Annotated in this window: 33 protein-coding genes; 6 read left to right on the top strand and 27 right to left on the bottom strand. The window is 34.5% G+C overall.

Translation table 11 applies throughout. The annotated features are described in order from the left end of the window. Positions 1 to 15: 15 nt before the first annotated feature. The 24 genes from infA to rpsJ all read right to left on the bottom strand — a co-directional run bounded on the left by infA (position 16) and on the right by rpsJ (position 11,567). Positions 16 to 234, bottom strand: a complete 219-nt coding sequence (gene infA, locus KA856_RS03965; protein WP_001118443.1) for a translation initiation factor IF-1 — start codon at positions 232 to 234, stop codon at positions 16 to 18. Between the two features lie 173 nt (positions 235 to 407). Further along, positions 408 to 1,058, bottom strand: coding sequence for an adenylate kinase (locus KA856_RS03960; RefSeq protein WP_019468658.1), 651 nt, complete (start codon positions 1,056 to 1,058; stop codon positions 408 to 410). Positions 1,059 to 1,075: 17 nt separating this feature from the next. Continuing rightward, a complete protein-coding gene (gene secY, locus KA856_RS03955) occupies positions 1,076 to 2,368 on the bottom strand; it encodes a preprotein translocase subunit SecY (RefSeq protein ID WP_107383903.1) in 1,293 nt (430 codons plus the stop codon). Then, a complete protein-coding gene (gene rplO, locus KA856_RS03950) occupies positions 2,368 to 2,808 on the bottom strand; it encodes a 50S ribosomal protein L15 (protein WP_019468656.1) in 441 nt (146 codons plus the stop codon). The genes secY and rplO overlap by 1 nt, the downstream gene beginning before the upstream one ends. 16 nt (positions 2,809 to 2,824) lie before the next feature. Next, positions 2,825 to 3,004 carry a 50S ribosomal protein L30 gene (gene rpmD / locus KA856_RS03945; RefSeq protein ID WP_002482630.1) on the bottom strand — a complete coding sequence of 60 codons (180 nt, stop codon included), beginning with the start codon at positions 3,002 to 3,004 and terminating at the stop codon, positions 2,825 to 2,827. Positions 3,005 to 3,020: 16 nt separating this feature from the next. After that, positions 3,021 to 3,518: a 30S ribosomal protein S5 gene (gene rpsE / locus KA856_RS03940; protein ID WP_019468655.1), complete on the bottom strand. Its 498-nt coding sequence runs from the start codon at positions 3,516 to 3,518 to the stop codon at positions 3,021 to 3,023. A gap of 20 nt (positions 3,519 to 3,538) precedes the next feature. Continuing rightward, positions 3,539 to 3,901, bottom strand: a complete 363-nt coding sequence (gene rplR / locus KA856_RS03935) for a 50S ribosomal protein L18 (protein ID WP_107383904.1) — start codon at positions 3,899 to 3,901, stop codon at positions 3,539 to 3,541. A gap of 31 nt (positions 3,902 to 3,932) precedes the next feature. Continuing rightward, positions 3,933 to 4,469, bottom strand: a complete 537-nt coding sequence (gene rplF / locus KA856_RS03930; RefSeq protein WP_210138505.1) for a 50S ribosomal protein L6 — start codon at positions 4,467 to 4,469, stop codon at positions 3,933 to 3,935. A 27-nt stretch (positions 4,470 to 4,496) separates the two neighbouring features. Next, a complete protein-coding gene (rpsH, locus tag KA856_RS03925; RefSeq protein ID WP_019468652.1) occupies positions 4,497 to 4,895 on the bottom strand; it encodes a 30S ribosomal protein S8 in 399 nt (132 codons plus the stop codon). Between the two features lie 31 nt (positions 4,896 to 4,926). Continuing rightward, positions 4,927 to 5,112: a type Z 30S ribosomal protein S14 gene (locus KA856_RS03920; protein WP_002482625.1), complete on the bottom strand. Its 186-nt coding sequence runs from the start codon at positions 5,110 to 5,112 to the stop codon at positions 4,927 to 4,929. Positions 5,113 to 5,133: 21 nt separating this feature from the next. Further along, positions 5,134 to 5,673 (bottom strand): 50S ribosomal protein L5, encoded by a 540-nt coding sequence (rplE, locus tag KA856_RS03915; protein WP_026034769.1) that lies wholly within the window; start codon positions 5,671 to 5,673, stop codon positions 5,134 to 5,136. A 22-nt stretch (positions 5,674 to 5,695) separates the two neighbouring features. Continuing rightward, on the bottom strand, positions 5,696 to 6,016 hold the full coding sequence (gene rplX, locus KA856_RS03910) for a 50S ribosomal protein L24 (RefSeq protein ID WP_107383905.1): 321 nt from the start codon (positions 6,014 to 6,016) through the stop codon (positions 5,696 to 5,698). Between the two features lie 41 nt (positions 6,017 to 6,057). Next, positions 6,058 to 6,426, bottom strand: a complete 369-nt coding sequence (gene rplN, locus KA856_RS03905) for a 50S ribosomal protein L14 (RefSeq protein WP_019468649.1) — start codon at positions 6,424 to 6,426, stop codon at positions 6,058 to 6,060. A 30-nt stretch (positions 6,427 to 6,456) separates the two neighbouring features. Further along, positions 6,457 to 6,720, bottom strand: a complete 264-nt coding sequence (gene rpsQ / locus KA856_RS03900; RefSeq protein ID WP_019468648.1) for a 30S ribosomal protein S17 — start codon at positions 6,718 to 6,720, stop codon at positions 6,457 to 6,459. Positions 6,721 to 6,746: 26 nt separating this feature from the next. Next, positions 6,747 to 6,956 (bottom strand): 50S ribosomal protein L29, encoded by a 210-nt coding sequence (gene rpmC / locus KA856_RS03895; RefSeq protein ID WP_002482620.1) that lies wholly within the window; start codon positions 6,954 to 6,956, stop codon positions 6,747 to 6,749. Further along, positions 6,946 to 7,380 carry a 50S ribosomal protein L16 gene (rplP, locus tag KA856_RS03890; protein ID WP_019468647.1) on the bottom strand — a complete coding sequence of 145 codons (435 nt, stop codon included), beginning with the start codon at positions 7,378 to 7,380 and terminating at the stop codon, positions 6,946 to 6,948. Before rplP ends, rpmC begins: the two co-directional genes overlap by 11 nt. A 2-nt stretch (positions 7,381 to 7,382) precedes the next feature. Beyond that, positions 7,383 to 8,036 (bottom strand): 30S ribosomal protein S3, encoded by a 654-nt coding sequence (rpsC, locus tag KA856_RS03885; RefSeq protein WP_019468646.1) that lies wholly within the window; start codon positions 8,034 to 8,036, stop codon positions 7,383 to 7,385. 23 nt (positions 8,037 to 8,059) lie between these two features. Beyond that, entirely contained in the window at positions 8,060 to 8,413 is a 354-nt protein-coding gene (gene rplV, locus KA856_RS03880) for a 50S ribosomal protein L22 (protein ID WP_019468645.1), read from the bottom strand. A gap of 27 nt (positions 8,414 to 8,440) precedes the next feature. After that, positions 8,441 to 8,719, bottom strand: coding sequence for a 30S ribosomal protein S19 (gene rpsS / locus KA856_RS03875; protein ID WP_019468644.1), 279 nt, complete (start codon positions 8,717 to 8,719; stop codon positions 8,441 to 8,443). A 64-nt stretch (positions 8,720 to 8,783) separates the two neighbouring features. Beyond that, entirely contained in the window at positions 8,784 to 9,617 is an 834-nt protein-coding gene (gene rplB / locus KA856_RS03870; protein WP_107383906.1) for a 50S ribosomal protein L2, read from the bottom strand. A 28-nt stretch (positions 9,618 to 9,645) separates the two neighbouring features. Next, entirely contained in the window at positions 9,646 to 9,921 is a 276-nt protein-coding gene (gene rplW, locus KA856_RS03865) for a 50S ribosomal protein L23 (RefSeq protein WP_019468642.1), read from the bottom strand. After that, positions 9,921 to 10,544 (bottom strand): 50S ribosomal protein L4, encoded by a 624-nt coding sequence (gene rplD, locus KA856_RS03860; protein ID WP_210138504.1) that lies wholly within the window; start codon positions 10,542 to 10,544, stop codon positions 9,921 to 9,923. The genes rplW and rplD overlap by 1 nt, the downstream gene beginning before the upstream one ends. 27 nt (positions 10,545 to 10,571) lie before the next feature. Further along, positions 10,572 to 11,231, bottom strand: coding sequence for a 50S ribosomal protein L3 (rplC, locus tag KA856_RS03855; RefSeq protein ID WP_019468640.1), 660 nt, complete (start codon positions 11,229 to 11,231; stop codon positions 10,572 to 10,574). Positions 11,232 to 11,258: 27 nt separating this feature from the next. Beyond that, positions 11,259 to 11,567 carry a 30S ribosomal protein S10 gene (gene rpsJ / locus KA856_RS03850; RefSeq protein ID WP_194375799.1) on the bottom strand — a complete coding sequence of 103 codons (309 nt, stop codon included), beginning with the start codon at positions 11,565 to 11,567 and terminating at the stop codon, positions 11,259 to 11,261. Positions 11,568 to 11,918: 351 nt separating this feature from the next. On the opposite strand from rpsJ, the gene KA856_RS03845 reads away from it, so the two are divergent. Then, positions 11,919 to 12,311 carry a hypothetical protein gene (locus KA856_RS03845; RefSeq protein ID WP_107383907.1) on the top strand — a complete coding sequence of 131 codons (393 nt, stop codon included), beginning with the start codon at positions 11,919 to 11,921 and terminating at the stop codon, positions 12,309 to 12,311. A gap of 129 nt (positions 12,312 to 12,440) precedes the next feature. Here the strand turns inward: KA856_RS03845 and KA856_RS03840 are convergent, their stop codons facing one another. Further along, positions 12,441 to 13,775 (bottom strand): NCS2 family permease, encoded by a 1,335-nt coding sequence (locus tag KA856_RS03840; RefSeq protein ID WP_210138503.1) that lies wholly within the window; start codon positions 13,773 to 13,775, stop codon positions 12,441 to 12,443. A gap of 111 nt (positions 13,776 to 13,886) precedes the next feature. Then, the gene (locus tag KA856_RS03835) at positions 13,887 to 16,025 is read right to left on the bottom strand and encodes a DNA topoisomerase III (RefSeq protein WP_107383908.1); all 2,139 of its coding nucleotides are present in this window, start codon (positions 16,023 to 16,025) and stop codon (positions 13,887 to 13,889) included. Between the two features lie 122 nt (positions 16,026 to 16,147). Between KA856_RS03835 and KA856_RS03830 the strand changes: the two genes are divergently transcribed. The 3 genes from KA856_RS03830 (at position 16,148) to KA856_RS03820 (ending at position 18,941) form a co-directional block, all read left to right on the top strand. Then, the gene (locus KA856_RS03830; RefSeq protein ID WP_107383909.1) at positions 16,148 to 17,017 is read left to right on the top strand and encodes a GNAT family N-acetyltransferase; all 870 of its coding nucleotides are present in this window, start codon (positions 16,148 to 16,150) and stop codon (positions 17,015 to 17,017) included. A gap of 190 nt (positions 17,018 to 17,207) precedes the next feature. Further along, on the top strand, positions 17,208 to 18,065 hold the full coding sequence (locus KA856_RS03825; RefSeq protein WP_019468635.1) for a RhaT/GlcU family sugar-proton symporter: 858 nt from the start codon (positions 17,208 to 17,210) through the stop codon (positions 18,063 to 18,065). 84 nt (positions 18,066 to 18,149) lie between these two features. Further along, entirely contained in the window at positions 18,150 to 18,941 is a 792-nt protein-coding gene (locus KA856_RS03820) for a glucose 1-dehydrogenase (protein ID WP_107383910.1), read from the top strand. Positions 18,942 to 19,058: 117 nt separating this feature from the next. On the opposite strand, the gene KA856_RS03815 is transcribed toward KA856_RS03820, so the two are convergent. Then, positions 19,059 to 19,967, bottom strand: coding sequence for an AEC family transporter (locus KA856_RS03815; RefSeq protein ID WP_107383911.1), 909 nt, complete (start codon positions 19,965 to 19,967; stop codon positions 19,059 to 19,061). A gap of 146 nt (positions 19,968 to 20,113) precedes the next feature. On the opposite strand from KA856_RS03815, the gene KA856_RS03810 reads away from it, so the two are divergent. Both KA856_RS03810 and mspA read left to right on the top strand, forming a co-directional pair. Continuing rightward, positions 20,114 to 20,290, top strand: coding sequence for an SE1832 family protein (locus tag KA856_RS03810; protein WP_019468077.1), 177 nt, complete (start codon positions 20,114 to 20,116; stop codon positions 20,288 to 20,290). A gap of 63 nt (positions 20,291 to 20,353) precedes the next feature. Beyond that, the gene (gene mspA, locus KA856_RS03805; protein ID WP_107386330.1) at positions 20,354 to 20,671 is read left to right on the top strand and encodes a membrane stabilizing protein MspA; all 318 of its coding nucleotides are present in this window, start codon (positions 20,354 to 20,356) and stop codon (positions 20,669 to 20,671) included. The last annotated feature ends 277 nt before the right edge of the window (positions 20,672 to 20,948 follow it).

The raw sequence follows: 20,948 nt of genomic DNA, 5'->3' as shown, positions 1-20,948 counted from the left end.
ATTATGGAGTGACGATTATTTATAACGATACGTAATTCTTCCGCGTGTTAAATCATACGGAGACATTTCTACAGTTACTTTGTCGCCAGGTAGAATTCGAATATAATTCATTCTGATTTTACCACTTACGTGAGCTAAAATCTCATGACCATTTTCTAATTCTACTTTAAACATTGCATTTGGTAAAGTATCTAATACTGTACCTTCTAATTCAATAACATCTTGCTTAGCCATTTATTAACTTCCCCCTTTTTACAATAGTTGGTTATCGTCTAAGATCAACTATAACCATACGAGTCTATAAGTGTTGTTAATAAGTTCAACAAAATTAAAATGAATTACTATATCGCATTGTCACTCTTTTTCGTTTATACTCTTGGCATTACATAGACCGTACAAAGTTGATACTATTTTAGGTTCTCAAGAATATCGATTACGTTTGAAGTAACCTCATTAATATCTTTTGAACCATCAATGTTTTTCAATACATTTTCATTATCATAGTATTCTAGGATTGGCTTAGATTGTTTTACATTGACATTTAAACGATTTGCAACTGTTTCTGGGTTGTCATCTTCACGTTGGTATAATTTACCACCGTCAATATCACAAATGCCATCAACTTTTGGAGGATTGAATACAAGATGATAAGTGTGCCCGCATTTTTCGCAAATTCTACGACCAGTAAGGCGGTTCATTAATTCTTCTTCAGGTACCTCTATATTGATAACAGCATCAATTTTTCTATCTAGTTCTTGCATGATTTCACTTAATGCTTTTGCTTGTTCAATAGTACGAGGAAAGCCGTCAAGTAAGAATCCTTTTTTTGCATCGTCTTCAGAAATTCTTTCTTTAACAATGCCCACAGTAACTTCATCAGGGACTAATTCTCCACGATCCATGTACGATTTAGCTTCTTTTCCTAAATCAGTTTCATCTTTAATCGCTTTTCTGAACATGTCTCCAGTAGATATGTGTGGAATTGGGAATTTCTTAACAATTTCACTCGCTTGAGTTCCTTTACCTGCGCCAGGTAAACCCATTAAAATGATATTCATAAGTGCCCTCCTACAATTTATCTACCACCAAAGCCTCTATAATCTTTTTGACTCACTTGAGCTTCAAGACTCTTCATTGTTTCAATCGCAACACCAATTACGATAAGTAGACTTGTACCACCGACTTGTATCGATTGTGGTAAGTCCATCACCTTAGTAGCAATGATTGGTAGTATAGCAACGACAGCTAAGAATATTGATCCTACAAAGGTCAATCTGTAGAGAACTTTAGTAATATATTTTTTTGTTTGTTCGCCAGGTCTAATACCCGGAACATAACTGCCTTGTTTTTTAAGGTTATCAGACATCTTTTCAGGATTGACTTGTACAAATGCATAGAAATATGTGAATGCAATAATAAGAATCACATAAACAATCATCCCTATATTATTTGATGGATTTGCAACGTCAGATATTTTTTGCGCCCAACTTGCATCAGGGAAGAACAAAGTTAATGTTCTTGGTAATAAGAAGAACGCCATTGCAAAGATGACTGGGATAACCCCTGCAGAGTTAACTTTCAAAGGTAAATATGTTGCTTGTGAACCTAATCGTTGTGCAGACTGTTTTTTCGCATATTGAATTGGTATTTTTCTAATAGCTTGTAGTACGAATATTGCACCAACCGTTAGCAATACCATTCCAACAATTAATCCAATAACTTTTAACCATGCTAAAGTTGTATCATCTTGTCCTACAAAGGACTGTTGGTAAAACTGGATTAATGATGAAGGTAATGAAGATAAAATACCTCCAAAGATAATGATGGAAATACCATTACCAACACCGAATTGAGTGATTTGTTCACCTATCCAAATTAAAAACGCTGTACCAGCTGTTAACACAACAGCTATTGTTAGGTAGCTTATTACGGACTGATCCATAATAAGTTGACCTTTCAAATAATTATTAAATTGGAACGCCATTCCTATTGATTGGATAAAAGCAAGTACAATCGCAAAATAACGGGTTACGTTATTAAGTTTTTTTCTACCTGCATCACCTTGTTTTGCCCACTCTGAAAACTTTGGAACAATATCCATTTGTAATAACTGCATCACAATTGATGCAGTAATATATGGCATTATACCCATGGCAAAGATAGAAAAGTTCTGCAAGGCTCCGCCACCAAACGTGTTAAGTAAGTCAGTGACACCTTGAGAACCTTGTTGACTGTCAAAAGCAGCTGGATTTACGCCAGGTGCTGGAATATAAGTACCTATTTTAAAAATAACTAACATTGCGAGCGTAAAAAAGATCTTGTTACGAACTTCTTTTGTAGTAAAGAAGCTCACAAGCGTTTGAAACATTAGATCACCTCGTGTGCTCCGCCTTTAGCATCAATAGCTTCTGCTGCAGAAGCAGAGAATTTGTTAGCTTTCACTGTTAACTTCTTGTCAAGTGAACCACTACCTAGTACTTTAATACCAGATTTTTCACTTTTAACTACACCAGATTCTACTAATAAAGCAGGAGTTACTTCAGTACCATCCTCAAATTTATTAAGTTGGTCTAAGTTAACAATAGCATATTCTTTGCGGTTAATGTTAGTAAAACCTCGTTTTGGTAAACGGCGGAATAAAGGTAATTGTCCACCTTCAAATCCTGGTCTAATACTACCACCTGAACGCGCTTTTTGTCCTTTTTGTCCACGGCCACTAGTTTTACCGTTACCAGTAGCTGCACCACGACCTACGCGGTTACGAACTTTACGAGAACCTTCTGCTGGTTTTAACTCATGTAATTTCATTTCGGCACCTCCTTAATTATTTTTCTTCTACTGTCACTAAGTGACTTACTTTGTTGATTTGCCCACGAATAGCAGGGTTATCTTCAACAACTACTGAAGAGTTTGTTTTTTTCAAACCTAAAGCTTCAACAGTTTTACGTTGTGTTTCTGGACGACCTATAACACTACGAGTGAGGGTAATTTGTAATTTAGCCATAACTTATTTTCCCTCCTTAATTATATAATTCTTCTACTGACTTGCCACGTAATTTCGCAACTTGTTCAGCATTTTTAAGGTTTTGTAATCCATTAATTGTTGCACGCACCATATTGATTGGTGTGTTTGAACCTAAAGATTTACTTAAGATATCAGTGATACCTGCTAGTTCTAATACTGCACGAACAGGACCACCCGCAATAACACCAGTACCAGGAGCTGCTGGTTTCATTAATACACTACCTGAACTGAATTGTCCAGTGATCATGTGAGGAGTTGTACCTTCGACACGTGGAACTTCAACTAAGTTTTTCTTAGCTGCTTCAACTGCTTTTTTGATTGCTTCAGGTACCTCTTGTGCTTTACCAGTACCGAATCCAACGCGACCGTTTTTATCTCCAACTACTACTAAAGCGCTGAAACGGAAACTACGACCACCTTTTACAACTTTTGCAACACGATTAATTGTAACAACGCGTTCTTCAAATTCTTTCGCTTCTTCTCTACGAGCCATGTAAATGTCCCTCCTTTAAATTAAAATTGTAAACCATTTTCACGAGCTGCATCTGCTAATGCTTTAACACGTCCGTGATATAAATATCCTCCGCGGTCAAATACAATTGTTTTTACGCCTTTTTCATTCGCTCTTTTAGCAATTGTTTCGCCGACTTTAGCTGATAAATCAACTTTAGATCCAGTTTCATTAGCTAGATCTTTTTCTTGTGTTGAAGCTTGTGCTAATGTTTTACCATTAACATCATCGATAACTTGTGCATAAATGTGTTTGTTTGAACGATAAACATTTAAACGTGGTTTTTCAGCAGTGCCAGATAATTTGTTACGGACACGAGCATGTCTTTTCAAACGCACTTTGTTTTTATCAATTTTGCTGATCATTTTATTACTCCTTTCTTCTGAAAGTTATTTATTATTTACCAGATTTACCTTCTTTACGGCGAACGTATTCACCTTGGTAACGAATTCCTTTACCTTTATAAGGTTCTGGAGGTCTTACTGAACGAATGTTTGAAGCAATAGCTCCAACTTGTTCTTTTGAAATACCTTCTACAGTTACTGTAGTGTTTTTATCAACACCGAAAGTGATACCATCTTCAGCTTTAAATTCAACTGGGTGTGAGTATCCAACGTTTAATACTAGGTCATTACCTTGCATTTGAGCACGGTAACCTACACCTACAAGTTCAAGTGTTTTTTTGTAGCCATCTTTAACACCTAGAATCATATTATTAATCAAAGCACGAGTTGTACCATGAACTGTTCTGTCATTTTGAGAATCAGTTGGTCTTACAACTTCTAATGTGTTTTCATCTTGCTTATATGTCATTCTTTCATTCATTGTTTGTGATAATTCGCCTTTTGGACCTTTAACAGAAACTGTATTTCCTTCGATAGTTACTGTAACGTCACTAGGGATGTCAATAATTTTTTTACCAACACGACTCATGTTATCGCACCTCCTTGTTATTAATTATTACCAAACGTAACCTAAGATTTCTCCACCAATATTACGTTTTCTTGCTTCTTTATCAGTGATTACACCTTCAGAAGTAGAAACTAATGCAATACCTAAACCATTTAACACTTTAGGCACTTCGTTTGCTTTAGCATAAACACGTAAACCTGGTTTTGAGATACGTTTTAATCCAGTGATAACACGTTCATTGTTTTGACCATATTTAAGGAATAAACGAATAACCCCTTGTTTATCGTCTTCAACGTATTCTACGTTTTTAATGAAACCTTCACTTTTTAATATTTCAGCAATTTCTTTTTTGATATTTGATGCAGGCAATTCTAACTTATCATGGCGCACCATGTTTGCGTTTCTTACACGAGTTAGCATATCTGCAATTGGATCGTTGATTGTCATTGAATGTTGCCTCCTTTCAGACTTTTTTCTATTACCAGCTAGCTTTACGAACGCCAGGGATTTGGCCTTTATAAGCTAATTCACGGAAACAAATACGGCATAATTTAAATTTACGATATACAGAATGTGGACGACCACAGCGTTCACAACGCGTATATTCACGTACTTGGAACTTTTGTTTTTTTTGTTGCTTAGCAACCATTGAAGTTTTAGCCACTTAATTAGCCTCCTTTAGAGATTATTTTTGAAATGGCATACCGAATTGTGTTAACAATTCACGAGCTTCCTCGTCAGTGTTAGCAGTTGTTACGATAACGATATCCATTCCTCGTATTTTACTTACTCGGTCATAGTCGATTTCAGGGAAAATTAATTGTTCTTTAACACCTAAAGTGTAGTTACCTCTACCGTCAAATGCTGATTTTGATACACCACGGAAGTCACGAACACGTGGAAGTGATACCGCAATTAATTTATCTAAAAAGTCATACATTCTTTCACCACGTAAAGTTACTTTAGCGCCGATTGGCATACCTTCACGTAAACGGAATGTAGCGACAGATTTTTTCGCTTTAGTTACTAATGGTTTTTGACCAGTGATAGCTTGTAATTCTTCTACAGCATCATCTAATACTTTAGAGTTTTGTACAGCATCACCAACACCCATGTTCACTACAATTTTTTCTATTTTTGGTACTTCCATTACTGAACTATAGTTGAATTTTTTGACTAAGTCCGTTGTAACTTCAGAATTAAATTTTTCTTTTAAACGATTCACAGTGGATCCTCCTTTCAATTAGTTATTCATTATTAGATTTGATTTCTTCGCCAGATTTTTTAGCGATTCTAACTTTTTTACCGTCTTCGAATTTGAAACCTACGCGAGTTGGTTCATTCGTTTTAGGGTCTAATAATTGTACATTAGAAACATGGATTGCTGCCTCTGTTTCTAAGATTCCACCTTCAGGATTAAATTGAGTTGGTTTTTGGTGTTTTTTAATAGTGTTAACACCTTCCACAACGACACGGTCTTTTTTAGGTTCTGTAGCTACTACTTTACCTTCTTTACCTTTGTCTTTACCTGCGATAACTTTTACGTTGTCACCTTTTTTGATATGCATGTGTGGCACCTCCTTAAATTTATATATTTATAAATAATTTATTAAAGTACTTCTGGAGCTAATGATACAATTTTCATGAAATTACCTTCACGTAATTCACGCGCAACTGGTCCAAAAATACGAGTACCACGTGGGCCTTTGTCGTCACGAATGATGACACATGCATTTTCATCAAATTTGATATATGAACCGTCATTACGACGTACACCTGATTTAGTACGTACAACAACAGCTTTAACTACTTCACCTTTTTTGACAACGCCGCCTGGTGTAGCATGTTTAACAGTAACGACGATAACGTCACCAATGTTCGCTGTTTTACGACCAGATCCACCTAATACTTTGACTGTAAGTACTTCACGTGCACCAGAGTTATCTGCTACTTTTAATCGTGTTTCTTGTTGGATCATGAGTTAAACCTCCTTTATCTTTACTGTTTATTAAATAATTACTGATTCTTCAACAATATCTACTAAACGGAAACGCTTAGTTGCTGATAAAGGACGTGTTTCTTGAATCTTAACGATGTCCCCTAATTTAGCTGAGTTGTTTTCATCATGTGTTTTGTATTTTTTAGAGTATTTTACTCGTTTGCCATATAGTTTGTGTGTTTTGTATGTTTCAACAAGTACAGTTACTGTTTTATCCATTTTATCGGAAACGACTCTACCTACATAAACTTTACGATCATTTCTTTCGCTCACTTTAGTAACCTCCTCTTTCAATTTGATTATTGATTAGCCTTACCTTGTTCAATTTCTCTTTCACGAGCAACAGTTTTTAGACGTGCAATCGTTTTTCTTACTGTACGAATACGTGCAGTTTCCTCTAATTGACCTGTAGCTAACTGAAAGCGTAGGTTAAAAAGCTCCTCTTTTGAAGATTTGATTTGTTCTTCGATTTCAGAAGTGGTTAAGTCTCTAATTTCCTTAGCTTTCATTTGTTTCACCACCCAATTCTTCACGTTTTACAAACTTAGTTTTAACTGGAAGTTTGTGACTAGCTAAACGTAATGCTTCACGCGCAACTTCTTCGTTTACGCCTGCAACTTCAAATAAAATTCTACCTGGTTTTGCAACTGCAATCCAGCCTTCAACGGCACCTTTACCAGCACCCATACGAACTTCTAAAGGTTTTTTAGTGTAAGGTGTATGTGGGAAGATTTTGATCCAAACTTTCCCGCCACGTTTCATATAACGAGTCATTGCAATACGAGCTGATTCGATTTGACGAGATGTGATCCAAGACGTTGTAGTTGCTTGTAAACCATACTCACCAAATGTTACATAGTTACCGCCTTTAGAACGACCAGTTGTTTTAGGACGATGTTGACGACGATATTTAACACGTTTTGGTAGTAACATTATTATTTTCCTCCTTCACTAGTGTTCTTAGTAGGAAGAACTTCTCCACGATAAATCCACACTTTGACACCTAACTTACCATAAGTTGTGTCTGCTTCTGCGTGTGCATAGCCTATGTCAGCACGTAGTGTATGAAGTGGAACAGTTCCTTCTGAATATTGTTCTGCACGAGCGATATCAGCACCAGCTAAACGACCAGATACTTGTGTTTTGATACCTTTAGCGCCTTGTTTCATCGCTCTTGTAATAGCTTGTTTTTGTACACGACGGAATGATGCACGGTTTTCTAATTGACGCGCAATATTTTCTGCTACCAATTTAGCATCTAAATCAACTTTTTTGATTTCAATTACGTTGATGTGTACTTTTTTATTTGTTAATGAATTTAATTTGTTACGAAGTTTTTCGATTTCTGAACCGCCTTTACCGATTACCATACCTGGTTTACCAGTGTGAATAGCGATGTTGATACGATTAGCTGCACGTTCAATTTCTACATGAGAAACTGATGCTTCACTTAATGCGTTATCAATAAACTTACGGATTTTTAAATCTTCGTGTAATAATGATGCGAAGTCTTTTTCTGCATACCATTTAGCTTCCCAATCACGGATTACACCGACACGAAGTCCAATTGGATTAATTTTTTGACCCACAGTGTTCCCTCCTTAAGATTTTATTAAGCTTCTTTAGCTTCTTCTTTACCGTCACTTACGACGATTGTAATGTGGCTTGTACGTTTGTTGATCGCACTTGCACTACCTTGTGCACGTGGACGGAAACGTTTTAAAGTTGGTCCTTCATTAGCATAAGCTTCTTTAACTATTAATTCATCTGTGTTCATATCATAGTTATGTTCTGCATTAGCTAAAGCGGACATTAATAATTTTTCAATTACTGGTGATGAAGCCTTGTTTGTTAATTTTAAAATCGCTATCGCTTCACCAGCGCTTTTGCCTCTAATTAGATCTAATACTAATCTAACTTTACGAGGTGCGATTCTTATTGTTTTAGCAACCGCTTTTGCTTCCATTCCAATTCCTCCTCTACCTGTTAGATATTATCTTCTTGTTTTTTTATCGTCTGCAACGTGACCTTTAAATGTACGTGTTGGTGCAAACTCTCCAAGTTTATGACCAACCATATCTTCTGTTACAAATACAGGCACATGTTTACGTCCATCATATACAGCGAATGTATGTCCGATGAAATCAGGGAAAATAGTTGAACGACGTGACCAAGTTTTGATTACTTGTTTTTTCTCGCTTCCGCTTTGAGCTTCTACCTTTTTCATTAGGTGATCGTCAACGAAAGGTCCTTTTTTAATACTACGAGCCATAGTGGCGCCTCCCTTCTTATTATGTGCGTGCAGCGTTTAAGCCGCACACCCAAATAAGTTATTTTTATTTTTTCTTACGTCCACGAACGATAAGTTTATCTGATGATTTTTTACCGCGACGTGTTTTCTTACCAAGTGTTGGTTTGCCCCAAGGTGACATTGGAGAAGGCATACCGATTGGTGCGCGTCCTTCACCACCACCGTGTGGGTGATCGTTAGGGTTCATTACAGAACCACGAACTGTTGGACGGATACCTTTCCATCTTGAACGTCCAGCTTTACCAACGTTAACAAGTTCGTGTTGGATATTACCAACTTGACCAATAGTAGCGCGACAAGTTGAAAGAATCATACGAACTTCGCCAGATCTTAATCTGATTAATACATATTTTCCTTCTTTACCTAATACTTGTGCACTAGCACCAGCAGAACGAGCAATTTGTCCACCTCTGCCAGGTTTCAACTCGATGTTATGAATAACAGTACCTACTGGAATATTTTGTAGTGGTAGGGCATTACCTACTTTAATATCTGCTTCAGCACCACTTTCAAGTACTTGACCTACTTTTAAGTTTTTAGGTGCAATAATATAACGTTTTTCTCCATCAGCGTAAAATAACAATGCGATATTTGCTGAACGGTTTGGATCGTATTGAATTGAATCAACTTTTGCTTGGATACCATCTTTGTTACGTTTGAAATCAATTACACGGTATTGACGTTTATGTCCACCGCCATGATGGCGAACAGTCAATTTACCTTGGTGATTTCGTCCCGCTCTTTTCGGTAGCGGTTGTAATAATGACTTTTCAGGAGTAGTTTTCGTAATTTCTGCGAAATCTAAACTAGTCATATTACGACGACCGTTAGTAATTGGCTTATATTTTTTTAGAGCCATTGTCGTTTACCTCCTTATTGGTAATTTTTTAGTTAAATAGATCGATTGATCCTTCTTTTAATTTAACGATTGCTACGCGTCGTTTGTTTGTATAGCCTTGGTAACGGCCCATACGTTTTTTCTTTGGTTTGTAGTTAATGATATTTACACTATCAACTTTTACATCAAAGATTTCTTCTACAGCGATTTTTACTTGTGTCTTGTTAGCACGAGTATCAACATCGAATGTATATTTGTCTTCAGCCATTGCAACTGAAGATTTTTCAGTGATTACGGGGCGCTTAAGAACGTCTCTTGCTTCCATTATCCGAGCACCTCCTCAACTTTTTTAGCAGCTGCTTCTGTGATTACTACACTATCAGCGCTTGTTAAATCTAGAACGTTTAAACCTTGTGCAGTTGTTACTTGAACACCAGGGATGTTACGTGCTGAAAGTGCAACATTTACATCTTCAGATTCAGTAACTACTAACACTTTTGTAGGTTGTTCTAAGTTAGAAAGTACATTTTTGAATTCTTTTGTTTTTGGAGCTTCAAAACTTAATGCATCTACAATTGTTAAGCTATTTTCTTGTGCTTTGAAAGATAATGCTGAACGTAATGCTAAACGACGCATTTTCTTAGGCATTTTGTAAGCATAGCTTCTTGGTGTTGGTCCGAATACGATACCACCACCACGCCATTGTGGCGCACGAATAGTACCTTGACGCGCACGTCCTGTACCTTTTTGTCTCCATGGTTTACGTCCACCACCACGTACTGCTGAACGGTTCTTAACAGCATGTGTACCTTGGCGTAATGAAGCACGTTGTAAATTAATTGCTTCAAAAAGAACGTTATTGTTTGGTTCGATTGCAAATACTGCATCGTTTAATTCAACTGAACCTGATTTAGTTCCATCTACTTTTAATACATCATAATTTGCCATTATGCATTTCCTCCTTTCGCTCTATAATTATTTATTACCTTTAATTGATGAAGAGATTTCTAAGTATCCTTTTTTCGGACCTGGTACATTACCTTTTACTAAGATAACATTGTTTTCAGTGTCAACTTGAACTACTTCTAAGTTTTGGACTGTTACAGTGTTTCCACCCATACGTCCTGGCATTTTTTGTCCTTTGAAAACTTTTGAAGCATCAGATGCCATACCTACTGAACCAGGTGATCTATGGAAATGAGAACCATGTGACATTGGTCCACGTGCTTGGTTATGACGCTTGATAGCACCTTGGAATCCTTTACCTTTAGATACGCCAGTTACATCAATGATGTCACCAGCTTCAAATGTATCAACTGAGACTTCTTGACCTACTTCGTATTCATCAACATTAACGTTTCTGAATTCACGAATGAAGCGCTTAGGTGCTGAGCTTGCTTTTTTAGCATGGCCTTCAGCTGGCTTGTTAGCATATTTGCTTGACTTGCTTCCTTTTTTGTAAGCTGCTTTATCAGCATAGCCTACTTGGATTGCATTGTAGCCATCTACTTCTTCAGTTTTCTTTTGTAATACTACGTTTTCACTAGCTTCTACTACTGTTACAGGGATTAAATCACCGTTTTCTCCGAAAACTTGTGTCATCCCGATTTTTCTTCCTAAGATTCCTTTGGTCATCGAAAGTCCACCTCCTAATTTTTTCTATTATAATTTGATTTCGATGTCTACACCAGATGGTAAGTTTAAGCCCATAAGAGCATCTACTGTTTTAGGTGTAGGGTTAACAATATCGATTAAGCGTTTATGTGTACGTTGTTCGAATTGTTCACGTGAATCTTTATCCTTATGCACGGCACGAATTACAGTATAAACTGATCTTTCAGTCGGTAACGGAATTGGTCCAGACACATCTGCACCAGAACGTTTTGCTGTTTCAACAATTTTTTCTGCAGATTGATCGATAACTCTGTGATCATAAGCTTTTAATCTGATTCTGATTTTTTGTTTTGCCATAATTTTCCCTCCTTATTCGTCTACATTTAAGTGATAGACTTCTCCACGAAAACTATCTCACACAGCGCCATGGCAAAGCGGCCGGGTGTGTCAGTAACCTTTCGCTTCATCGCGTGTTCTTAAAGTCCAACATTAGATATGTTACATGAAAAGCAGTGATTTATCAAGCTTTTCTGCAAAAGTTTTTACTATTTGCCTAACACATACCTTGTTATTATACTTGAACTACTTATTCAGTTCAACCACTTTTAGGAAATTTTTAGTTTTTGTTATTTTAAATGTTTATTTGCCCTTTTTTATTTTCATTTGATTTATTTCGTTTATACTATTATTAGTTAGGAGTGAATATTAATGAAAAGTGGTATCCGTACGACACTTATAATCCTTAGTTTAATATTAATTGTTGGCGAGTTTATTTATGGCATCCCATTTTTAGGTGGTAGTATCATTTTCAGTTTTGGTTGGCAGCCTTTATTAATCAATGCATTACTTTATTTTATAATCGTGATTATATTAATAGTTGATAAACAAAATTCTATTAAACCAATGTTAATCATACCATTGTTAGGTGTTATTGGTTCTTTTATAGCATTCATACCTTTTGTTGGGATGATTGTCCATTGGGTTTTATTTTTCTTGATGTTGTTCTTTGTTTTGATTATTTTCTCTACGCCGCTTTATGTCCCAAACAAGCATGCAAAAGTTGTTTACACGCAACAAAAGCAAGAGAATAATAAATTTTAAAGTTATACAGCCATGATTATTATATTATAATGAAGAAACACGACTTTTTTATAAACTGAATACAGATAATTAACACGTATAAAAAATCCCTTTGCTTCGATATGGATCGACTGCAAAGGGATTTTTTATTTAGCCGTGAACAAATACAAAATATAATATAATCAGTATCATTAAAGCATACATGATTGGGTGGACTTCTTTATGTCTTTTAGAAATCAACATTGTTATTGGATAAAAGATGAAGCCACAAGCAATACCAGTTGCGATTGAATAAGATAACGGCATCATAATAATCGTGATAAATGCCGGTACTGCAACTTCGAATTTTTTCCAGTCTATTTCCGCAAAATTAGCAGCCATTAATACACCTACGACTACAAGCGCTGGTGTAGTCACTGCACTTGTTACTACTTCCATTAAAGGGCTGAAAAATATCGCTAATAAGAAACAAAAGCCTGTAACAACACTAGCAAATCCTGTACGAGCTCCTACAGCGACACCTGACGTTGACTCAATATAGGAAGTTGTTGTTGTCGTCCCAAAAATCGAACCAACTATTGTTGCTAATGAATCAGAAAATAATGCTCGACCAGCTCTAGGTAATTTATTATTCTTCATCATACCTGCTTGTGTTGCCACCGCAACGAGTGTACCTGCAGTATCGAAGAAGTCTATAAATAAAAACGTTAAAATTACAATTAAAAATTGTACTGTGAACAATTGACTAGGATCTTTAAATGCTTCAAAAGCAGCTCCGAAAGTAGGCTCAATACTAGGGACTTTGCCCACTATGCCACTTGGCGTATGTATTAGTCCTGTAAGCATTCCTAAAATAGATGTTAAGACCATACCTATAAATATCGCACCAGGTACTCTAACAGCATATAATATCACTGTTATTATAATACCGAATATCGTTAACAATACAGGGCCATCAGTGATATGACCCAAAGTTACTAATGTAGAATCATTATTAGTGATGATTCCTGAACTTTGTAATCCAACAAAAGTAATAAATAAACCAATACCTGCTGAAACTGCCATTTTCATTTGATAGGGTATTGCGTTAATAATGGTCTCTCTTAAACCAGTCATAGTCAAAATTGCAAAAACCACACCAGAGAATAACACGCCGGTCAAACCAACTTGCCATGGAATACCCATTGTTAATACCACTGTAAATGCGAAAAATGCGTTTAAGCCCATGCCAGGTGCTAAGGCAATTGGATATCTAGCTATCAAACCCATAAATAAAGAACCGACAAACGCCGCTAATGCTGTAGCAACAAAAATAGCGCCTTGGTCCATTTTCATATCTTCTGAAACACCTTTTACGCCTGCTAAACTAAGTACTTGAGGGTTGACAGCTAATATATATGCCATTGACAAGAAAGTTGTAAGCCCACCAAGTATCTCTTTCTTATAGTTTGTTTTATGCTTTTCAAACTTGAAATACTTTTTCACGGTTTAGTTCTCCTTTTTTTAAAATACCTACACATTCTAATACCAATTACATTATTTTACAATAGCAAACACGAACTCCTTGTTAAAATTTATACTTTTCGTTCGATTAATTTAAAATTTTAATCCTTTTAGTGCATCTTGGAATGGATTGTTCTCTAATCCATCATCGTTATTCATATATTTTTTCAAATCTTTTTTGTTAACTTTATCTGATTTTTTGTTTTTGTGACGTTTATCCATTTGTGCTTGTGTTTCAGTATGGCCACATACACAACGATAAACTGCTTCTTTGCCTTTTCCAAACAACATCATTTTTTTGTGACAATTTGGACAACGTGCATTGGTTTTTCTTTGAATATTCTTTTTAGTTTTACATTTAGGATCCTGACAAACGAGCATTTGACCATTTTTAGTTTTAACTTTAATCATAAATTTGCCGCATGTAGGACATTCCGTCGTTGTTAAATTATCGTGTTTATAATTTTGTTCACTTTCTTTGATTTCATTAACGACTTCATGTGTGAAAGATTTCATTTCAGAAATAAATTGAGTGGCATTATATTTACCTTGCTCTATTAATGATAGTTTTTCTTCCCACTCAGCAGTTAATAATGGTGATGTTAATTTTTGTGGTGCAAGTTCTAGTATTTGCTTTCCTTTAGATGTAACTCTTATCTTACCATCACGAGATTCAATTGCATTCATGTTAAATAACTTTTCTATGATATCTGCTCTAGTAGCAACAGTTCCAATCCCACCTGTTTCTTTCAATGTTTCGTTATATTTTTTATTATTTAATTTAAAGAATTTTTGAGGGCTTTCCATCGCTTTTAATAAAGTACCTTCATTAAAATATGATGGTGGTGTTGTTTCATGTTGTTCGATTTTAGGATGTGTTATGTGCAATTTAGATGATTTGGTTATTTTATCTATTTGTTTGTTGACTGCTGCTTCAGTTTCATAAATCGCTTTAAATCCTAACTTTTTAGTAACTTTATCTTTAAATTCAAATTTATAATTCCCTGCTGCGATATTGATTGATACAGCTTCGTATTCATGTGGTGGCATAAGATTTTCTAAAAATCTTTGAGCAATCATCAGATAAATTTTTGTTTCACGTTGTGAGAGCTGATTCATATCAGGACGTACTTCTGTCGGTATAATTGCATGATGATCAGATACTTTTTGATTGTTTATAAATTTTTCATTTGTTGAAAATGATTGTGCTATTTGAGATTTTGCAATTTCTTTCAATGATGTTCCCATGATCGCTTGAATTCTATCTTTAAGTGTACTTACCATATCGTCAGTTAAATAGTTAGAATCTGTACGTGGGTAAGTTACAAGTTTGTGTCTTTCGTATAATGTCTGTAAAACATTCAATGTTTCTTTTGGACCAAAGTGATAGCGTTTATAGGCTTCTTGTTGTAAATCTGTTAAATTAAACAATTTAGGTGCATATGATTTTTTATGTTTTTTATTAATACTTTCAACCAAACCTTCTTTATCAATAACTTCACTTTTTATCTTTTCAAAAACTGATTTATCATTACTAGACTCCGGCGTCATACATTGGAATGTGAGGCCTTCGGCAACGATATTCATCTTAAAATAAGTTTGCGGTATAAAGTGATTAATTTCATTTTGTCTCATTTGAACAAGTTGTATCGTCGGCGTTTGAACCCTACCAAGTGACAATTGCGCATCGTATTTTGTTGTTAATGCACGAGTTGCATTGATACCAACAATCCAATCTGCTTCACTACGAGCAAGCGCTGCATAATATAAATTATTAAATTTGCGACCATCTTGTAATTTTGCAAAACCATCCTTAATTGCCTTTTTAGTTACTGAGCTAATCCACAATCTTTTGATAGGTTTCTTATTATGAGATTTATCTAAAATTAAACGCGCAACAAGTTCCCCTTCTCTACCAGCATCTGTTGCGATAATAATGTCTTTTGTATTTTTATTATTAATTAATGATTGTACAATAGAAAATTGTTTTTTAGTTTTGCTTATGACAACGGTCTTCATACGTTTAGGTATAATAGGGAGATCGTTAAGCTTCCATTCTTTATAGTTATCATCGTATTGTTCTGGTGTAGCATTTGTAACTAAATGCCCCAGTGCCCAAGTGACAATATACTTATTATTTTCGAAGTAGCCATTACGTTTATCATTTATATTTAATGCTTGCGCAATATCTCTGCCTACAGACGGTTTTTCAGCAATAATGAGTGATTTCATAATTTCGTCCTTTCAATTTCAATGATATTCTTATTGTAACATGTATATAGCACATCAAAACTTCCATTTACATGAAAAAGTTCTTATAATTAACTTAATAGTTCATCATATGGAGGTATTATATGAAAACAACAAATCCGAACGATGTCGATCAAATCTTGGAATTTTTGAATAATGCTAACTATCAATCTGCTTCCTATTTGTATAAATTGCCACAAATGCATAATGACATTAGGACCGTTATTACCAATGCAATACAAGACCCAGGTGTATTTGCACAAGTGAACAATCAAGATGAAATTACAATGCTGCTTTTGGCTTTAAAATACGAAGACAATAAATATAAAGTATTAGGACCATTCATAGACAAAAGCATCAAGCCTTCTATCGATGAGATGACACAACTTTTCGATGCATTAGCGCAAAGTAAACCTGATACTGCAAATTTTAATTTTTCATTTGAAGAACATGAGCAAACATATTTACCATTTATGAAATCTTTAGGTGCATCCTATAGTTTTACTGATTATTATCTCATTTCTACGAAAGATATTGGCGACGTTGGTAATGAACAGAATATTATTGAATACCAACCTGCGTATTACCGTTATTTTAGTAAATTACACAATCAAACATTCAAACATGATGTAATGACTGCTGACGAAATTGTAAAATCATTAGATGAATACCATCGTCTATTTATATTCATGTCTGAAGGGTTATTAAAAGGCTATTTATATCTTGAAATCGCTGAAAATAACAATGTAGCTGAAATCAAATATTTTTCTTCTCACTCTGATTACAGGTTAATGGGAATTGCTTTTGATTTACTCTCATATTCTTTACATTTTGCTTTTTCAACATTTGATATTGATAAGATATATTTTAAAATACGCAGTAAAAATACTACGCTTGTTGAGCGTTTCAATGAATTAGGTTTTAACATTAATTATGAATATAAAAAATTCAAATACGTAGCGGCATACATTTAAATTGTAAGCGTTCTACATTTTTACATTTTTAATATATACACACACTATTTTAAAAATTAAAAAGCTGAACTGTAATCTAATATTTTTACTATTCGATGCCTTTACTTTAAAATGAGTATCTAGGGCAATCTTCAGTGATTGTTTTATAGAAGGAAAGTAAAATTAAATAGAGAGTGAGTGAAGCTTAGTTATGGATTTATTAATTGCCCTACTCCCAGCGTTATTTTGGGGGAGTGTTGTTTTAATTAATGTGCTAGTTGGTGGTGGCCCTTACAATCAAATTAGAGGGACTACTTTCGGTGCACTTATCATAGGTATCTTATTATTACTTACTGGCAATACAAAATTCGATGACCCCATCGTAATTATTGTAGGTTTAATATCTGGTGCTTTTTGGGCATTGGGACAAGGTTATCAATTAAAATCAGTCAGTTTAATTGGTGTATCTAAAACAATGCCAATTTCAACAGGATTACAACTTGTAGGTACTACTTTATTTAGTGCTATATTCCTAGGTGAATGGAGCACGGGTACGCAAGTTATACTTGGCCTAGTTGCAATGATTTTACTTGTTGGAGGTATTGCACTTACATCAATTAAAGGAAAAAATGAAGCTTCAGAAAGTACTAAAAACTTTGGTAAAGCAATTCCTATCTTGTTAATTTCCACTGTTGGTTATGTCGTCTATGTTGTGGTTGCACAAATTTTTGGTGTTGATGGCATGAATGCCCTATTCTTCCAATCTATTGGTATGGCAATCGGTGGATTAATATTATCTGCTAAACATGAGACTACTATTAAAAGTACCGTGTGGAACTTAATACCAGGTGTCATTTGGGGTATAGGTAACTTGTTTATGTTCTATTCTCAACCCAAAGTAGGTGTGGCGACAAGCTTCTCATTTTCACAATTATTAGTAATTGTTTCTACACTTGGCGGTATATTCCTTTTAGGTGAACGAAAAGATAAACGTCAGATGATAGGCATTTGGACGGGTATCATTTTAATCGTTATAGCTGCCTTTGTTTTAGGTAACATTAAAGCTTAGATAAAGCATTATTATAAAATTTTATTCGACTTATAAACTTTTATAAAAACTAAATTTATGCCGAATAACTAGGAGGAATCTTAAATGTTTGAAGATTTAGCAGGAAAAGTAGTTATTATTACAGGTGCTGGTAGTGGTATTGGAAAAGCGATGGCAGAACAATTTGGTGAAGAAAAAGCGAATGTTGTATTAAATTACAGATCCGAACGTCATATGGACGCTATGGAATCCTCAATTAAATTAATTGAAAACGCTGGTGGTAAAGCGATAAAAGTTCAAGCAGATATCTCTAAAGAGAATGATATTGATCATCTCATCCAAACTACTGTAAATCATTTTGGTACATTAGATATCATGATTAATAATGCTGGATTTGAAAAAGCAATACCAACACATGAAATGCCTTTAGATGAATGGCAAAAAGTAATTGATATTAACTTAACTGGCGCATTTTTAGGTGCCAAAGCAGCAGTTAATCAATTTCTTAAAGAAGATAAGAAGGGTGTTATTCTTAATACCTCAAGTGTACATGACAAGATTCCTTGGCCTAACTATGTAAATTACGCTGCAAGTAAAGGCGGTTTGAAATTAATGATGGAAACAATGTCTATGGAATATGCTCAATATGGCATCCGCATTAATAATATTTCACCAGGGGCAATTGTAACTGAACATACAAAAGAAAAATTTTCAGATCCAACAACTCGTGCAGAAACATTAGAAATGATTCCAGCAAAAGAGATTGGTGAAGCAGATGAAGTAGCAAACGTAGCAAGATTTCTTGCCTCTGATTTAGCAAGTTATATTCATGGAACAACTATTTATGTTGATGGTGGCATGACTAATTACCCAGCATTTATGGGAGGTAAAGGATAAATTCCTCACGTTCCATTCAAAAAATGAACTTAGCCATTAATATCTTTGCTCAAAATAAAAGAGCTAATCCGTAACGGATTAGCTCTTTTTTATATTTAAAGCCTTACAAATAATCAATTAAACAAATAATGCTTGATATATATATAAAATAATAATGCTGATTAAAATCGTTAAGTTGCTCACCATACCAACAAGCGGCAACGTCTTATACTTAAATTGAATTGAATAAGGTATAATAGCAACACCTACTGGTAATAACCAAGCAACTTGTAATGTTGTTTTAATCATATTATTATCAACAGGTAAAAAGAAATAAACCAACAATCCTGCGATGACACCTAATCCATAATGTAAACCTAAATATTTCAAAGCGATAGGTAAGAAACGCTTATCGATACTAAAGTTGAGCATTAAGCCCAATAAGATCATTGATAATGGCATGTTAGCACCAGATAATACTGAGAAAAACTTAATTACAGGTTCTGGAAAATGAATATTAAGCATATTCAAAATAAACATGATGATATATGTCATTAAAGGAACCGATTTTAGTAAATTTTTGCCTAAATACTTAAAGTCAAAGTTATCACCAGCACTGCTGAAATAACTTCCAACAAAGTATGTAACACCAAACATAATCACAGCGCCACCAATATCTGCCATTCCAAAATATATCATTCCTGTTTTAGGCCAAATCGCTTCTACAAGTGGATAAGCAAATAAACCAATATTTAGCGAAGCAGTCATCATTCCAACTGTACCACGGATATGATTATCATATTTTAAGAAAAACCAAATTACGATGACCTTAGCGATAACACCATACAAAATCATCAATATCGGTAGTACTGATAGTGACAAATCTAAACTTGCACCATTTAAATTAACAATCACTAAAGAAGGTAATGTTACGTTTAAAACGAGTGTTGAAAAAACTTGACTATCATTAGCTTTAAAGTAATTTATGCGTTTAAGTGTATAACCTAGTGCAATTAGTAAAATAATAATGATAAATTGTTGGGTCACATTAATCCTTCTTTCATCCAATCATCTGTTTTCATTCTATTTTCATACTTTAACATAAGTAGCAACCATTTTAGAAGCTTTCGAATCCATGTTATAATTTAATTTATATACGAAACGCTTACATTAGACAAAAAGGTGGTAATGGAATGGATTTAAATGACAAATTAGCAGAACTGAAACATGATTACGTTAGATTACAAGGCGACCTCGAAAAAAGAGAATCAGTCAATCAATCTGTGGACCCTTTAGTTAAACAACTTGAAAAGATAGAGCAAGAAATGTCAGAAGTACGTTCAGAAATTAGACAAAAAGAAAATAAATAACATCCTAGTAAATCAATAATTTACATGCTAAGATTAAGGGCGAACATAGAAAGGATGTAATAAATGCAACTGTATCTTATATTTTTGCCAGTGTTATATTTAATCGTAAGTTACATAAGTATATTTAAAATGAACACCATTATAACGCGTATTTTACGTATTATTATGTCTTTACTTTTATTATTCGTAGTAGCTATTACAACTTTATCATTCCCTGCAATAAATTGGTGGGTCTTTATTGTACTACTGCTTATCATAAGTAATGTAGAAATTACAGCTTTCAAAAACAGCAAAAATGATCAAAAAGCCGTTCAAATTTTAAACATTATGAGCGTTATTTTATTTGTAATTTATGTTATTTTGACTTTAGTTTTATATTAAAAAACATTATTTTAAAGATACGATAACGTAACATATATAAAATCAGCCCCGAAAAGCTTTCTAATTATAAGAAACTTATCGGGGCTAATTTTATATATTTATACTTCGTAATGCTTTCCACGCTTACCTCGAACAGGGCATGGTCTTGTACTTTCCAAAAAATATTATCTTTCATACCTCACAGTAATCATTACTTAATCAACTTAGAAAGAAACTCACATCATTTATATTTCCAAACGCCTAATTATATAAGTGCGGACATACGAAATCTTTAAAG

The organism is Staphylococcus sp. GDB9P120P, assembly GCF_017893435.1.
GTDB classification, from domain to species: domain Bacteria; phylum Bacillota; class Bacilli; order Staphylococcales; family Staphylococcaceae; genus Staphylococcus; species Staphylococcus cohnii.
Note: the sequence above shows the minus strand (reverse complement) of the source record. Positions and strands in the feature narration are given on the sequence as shown.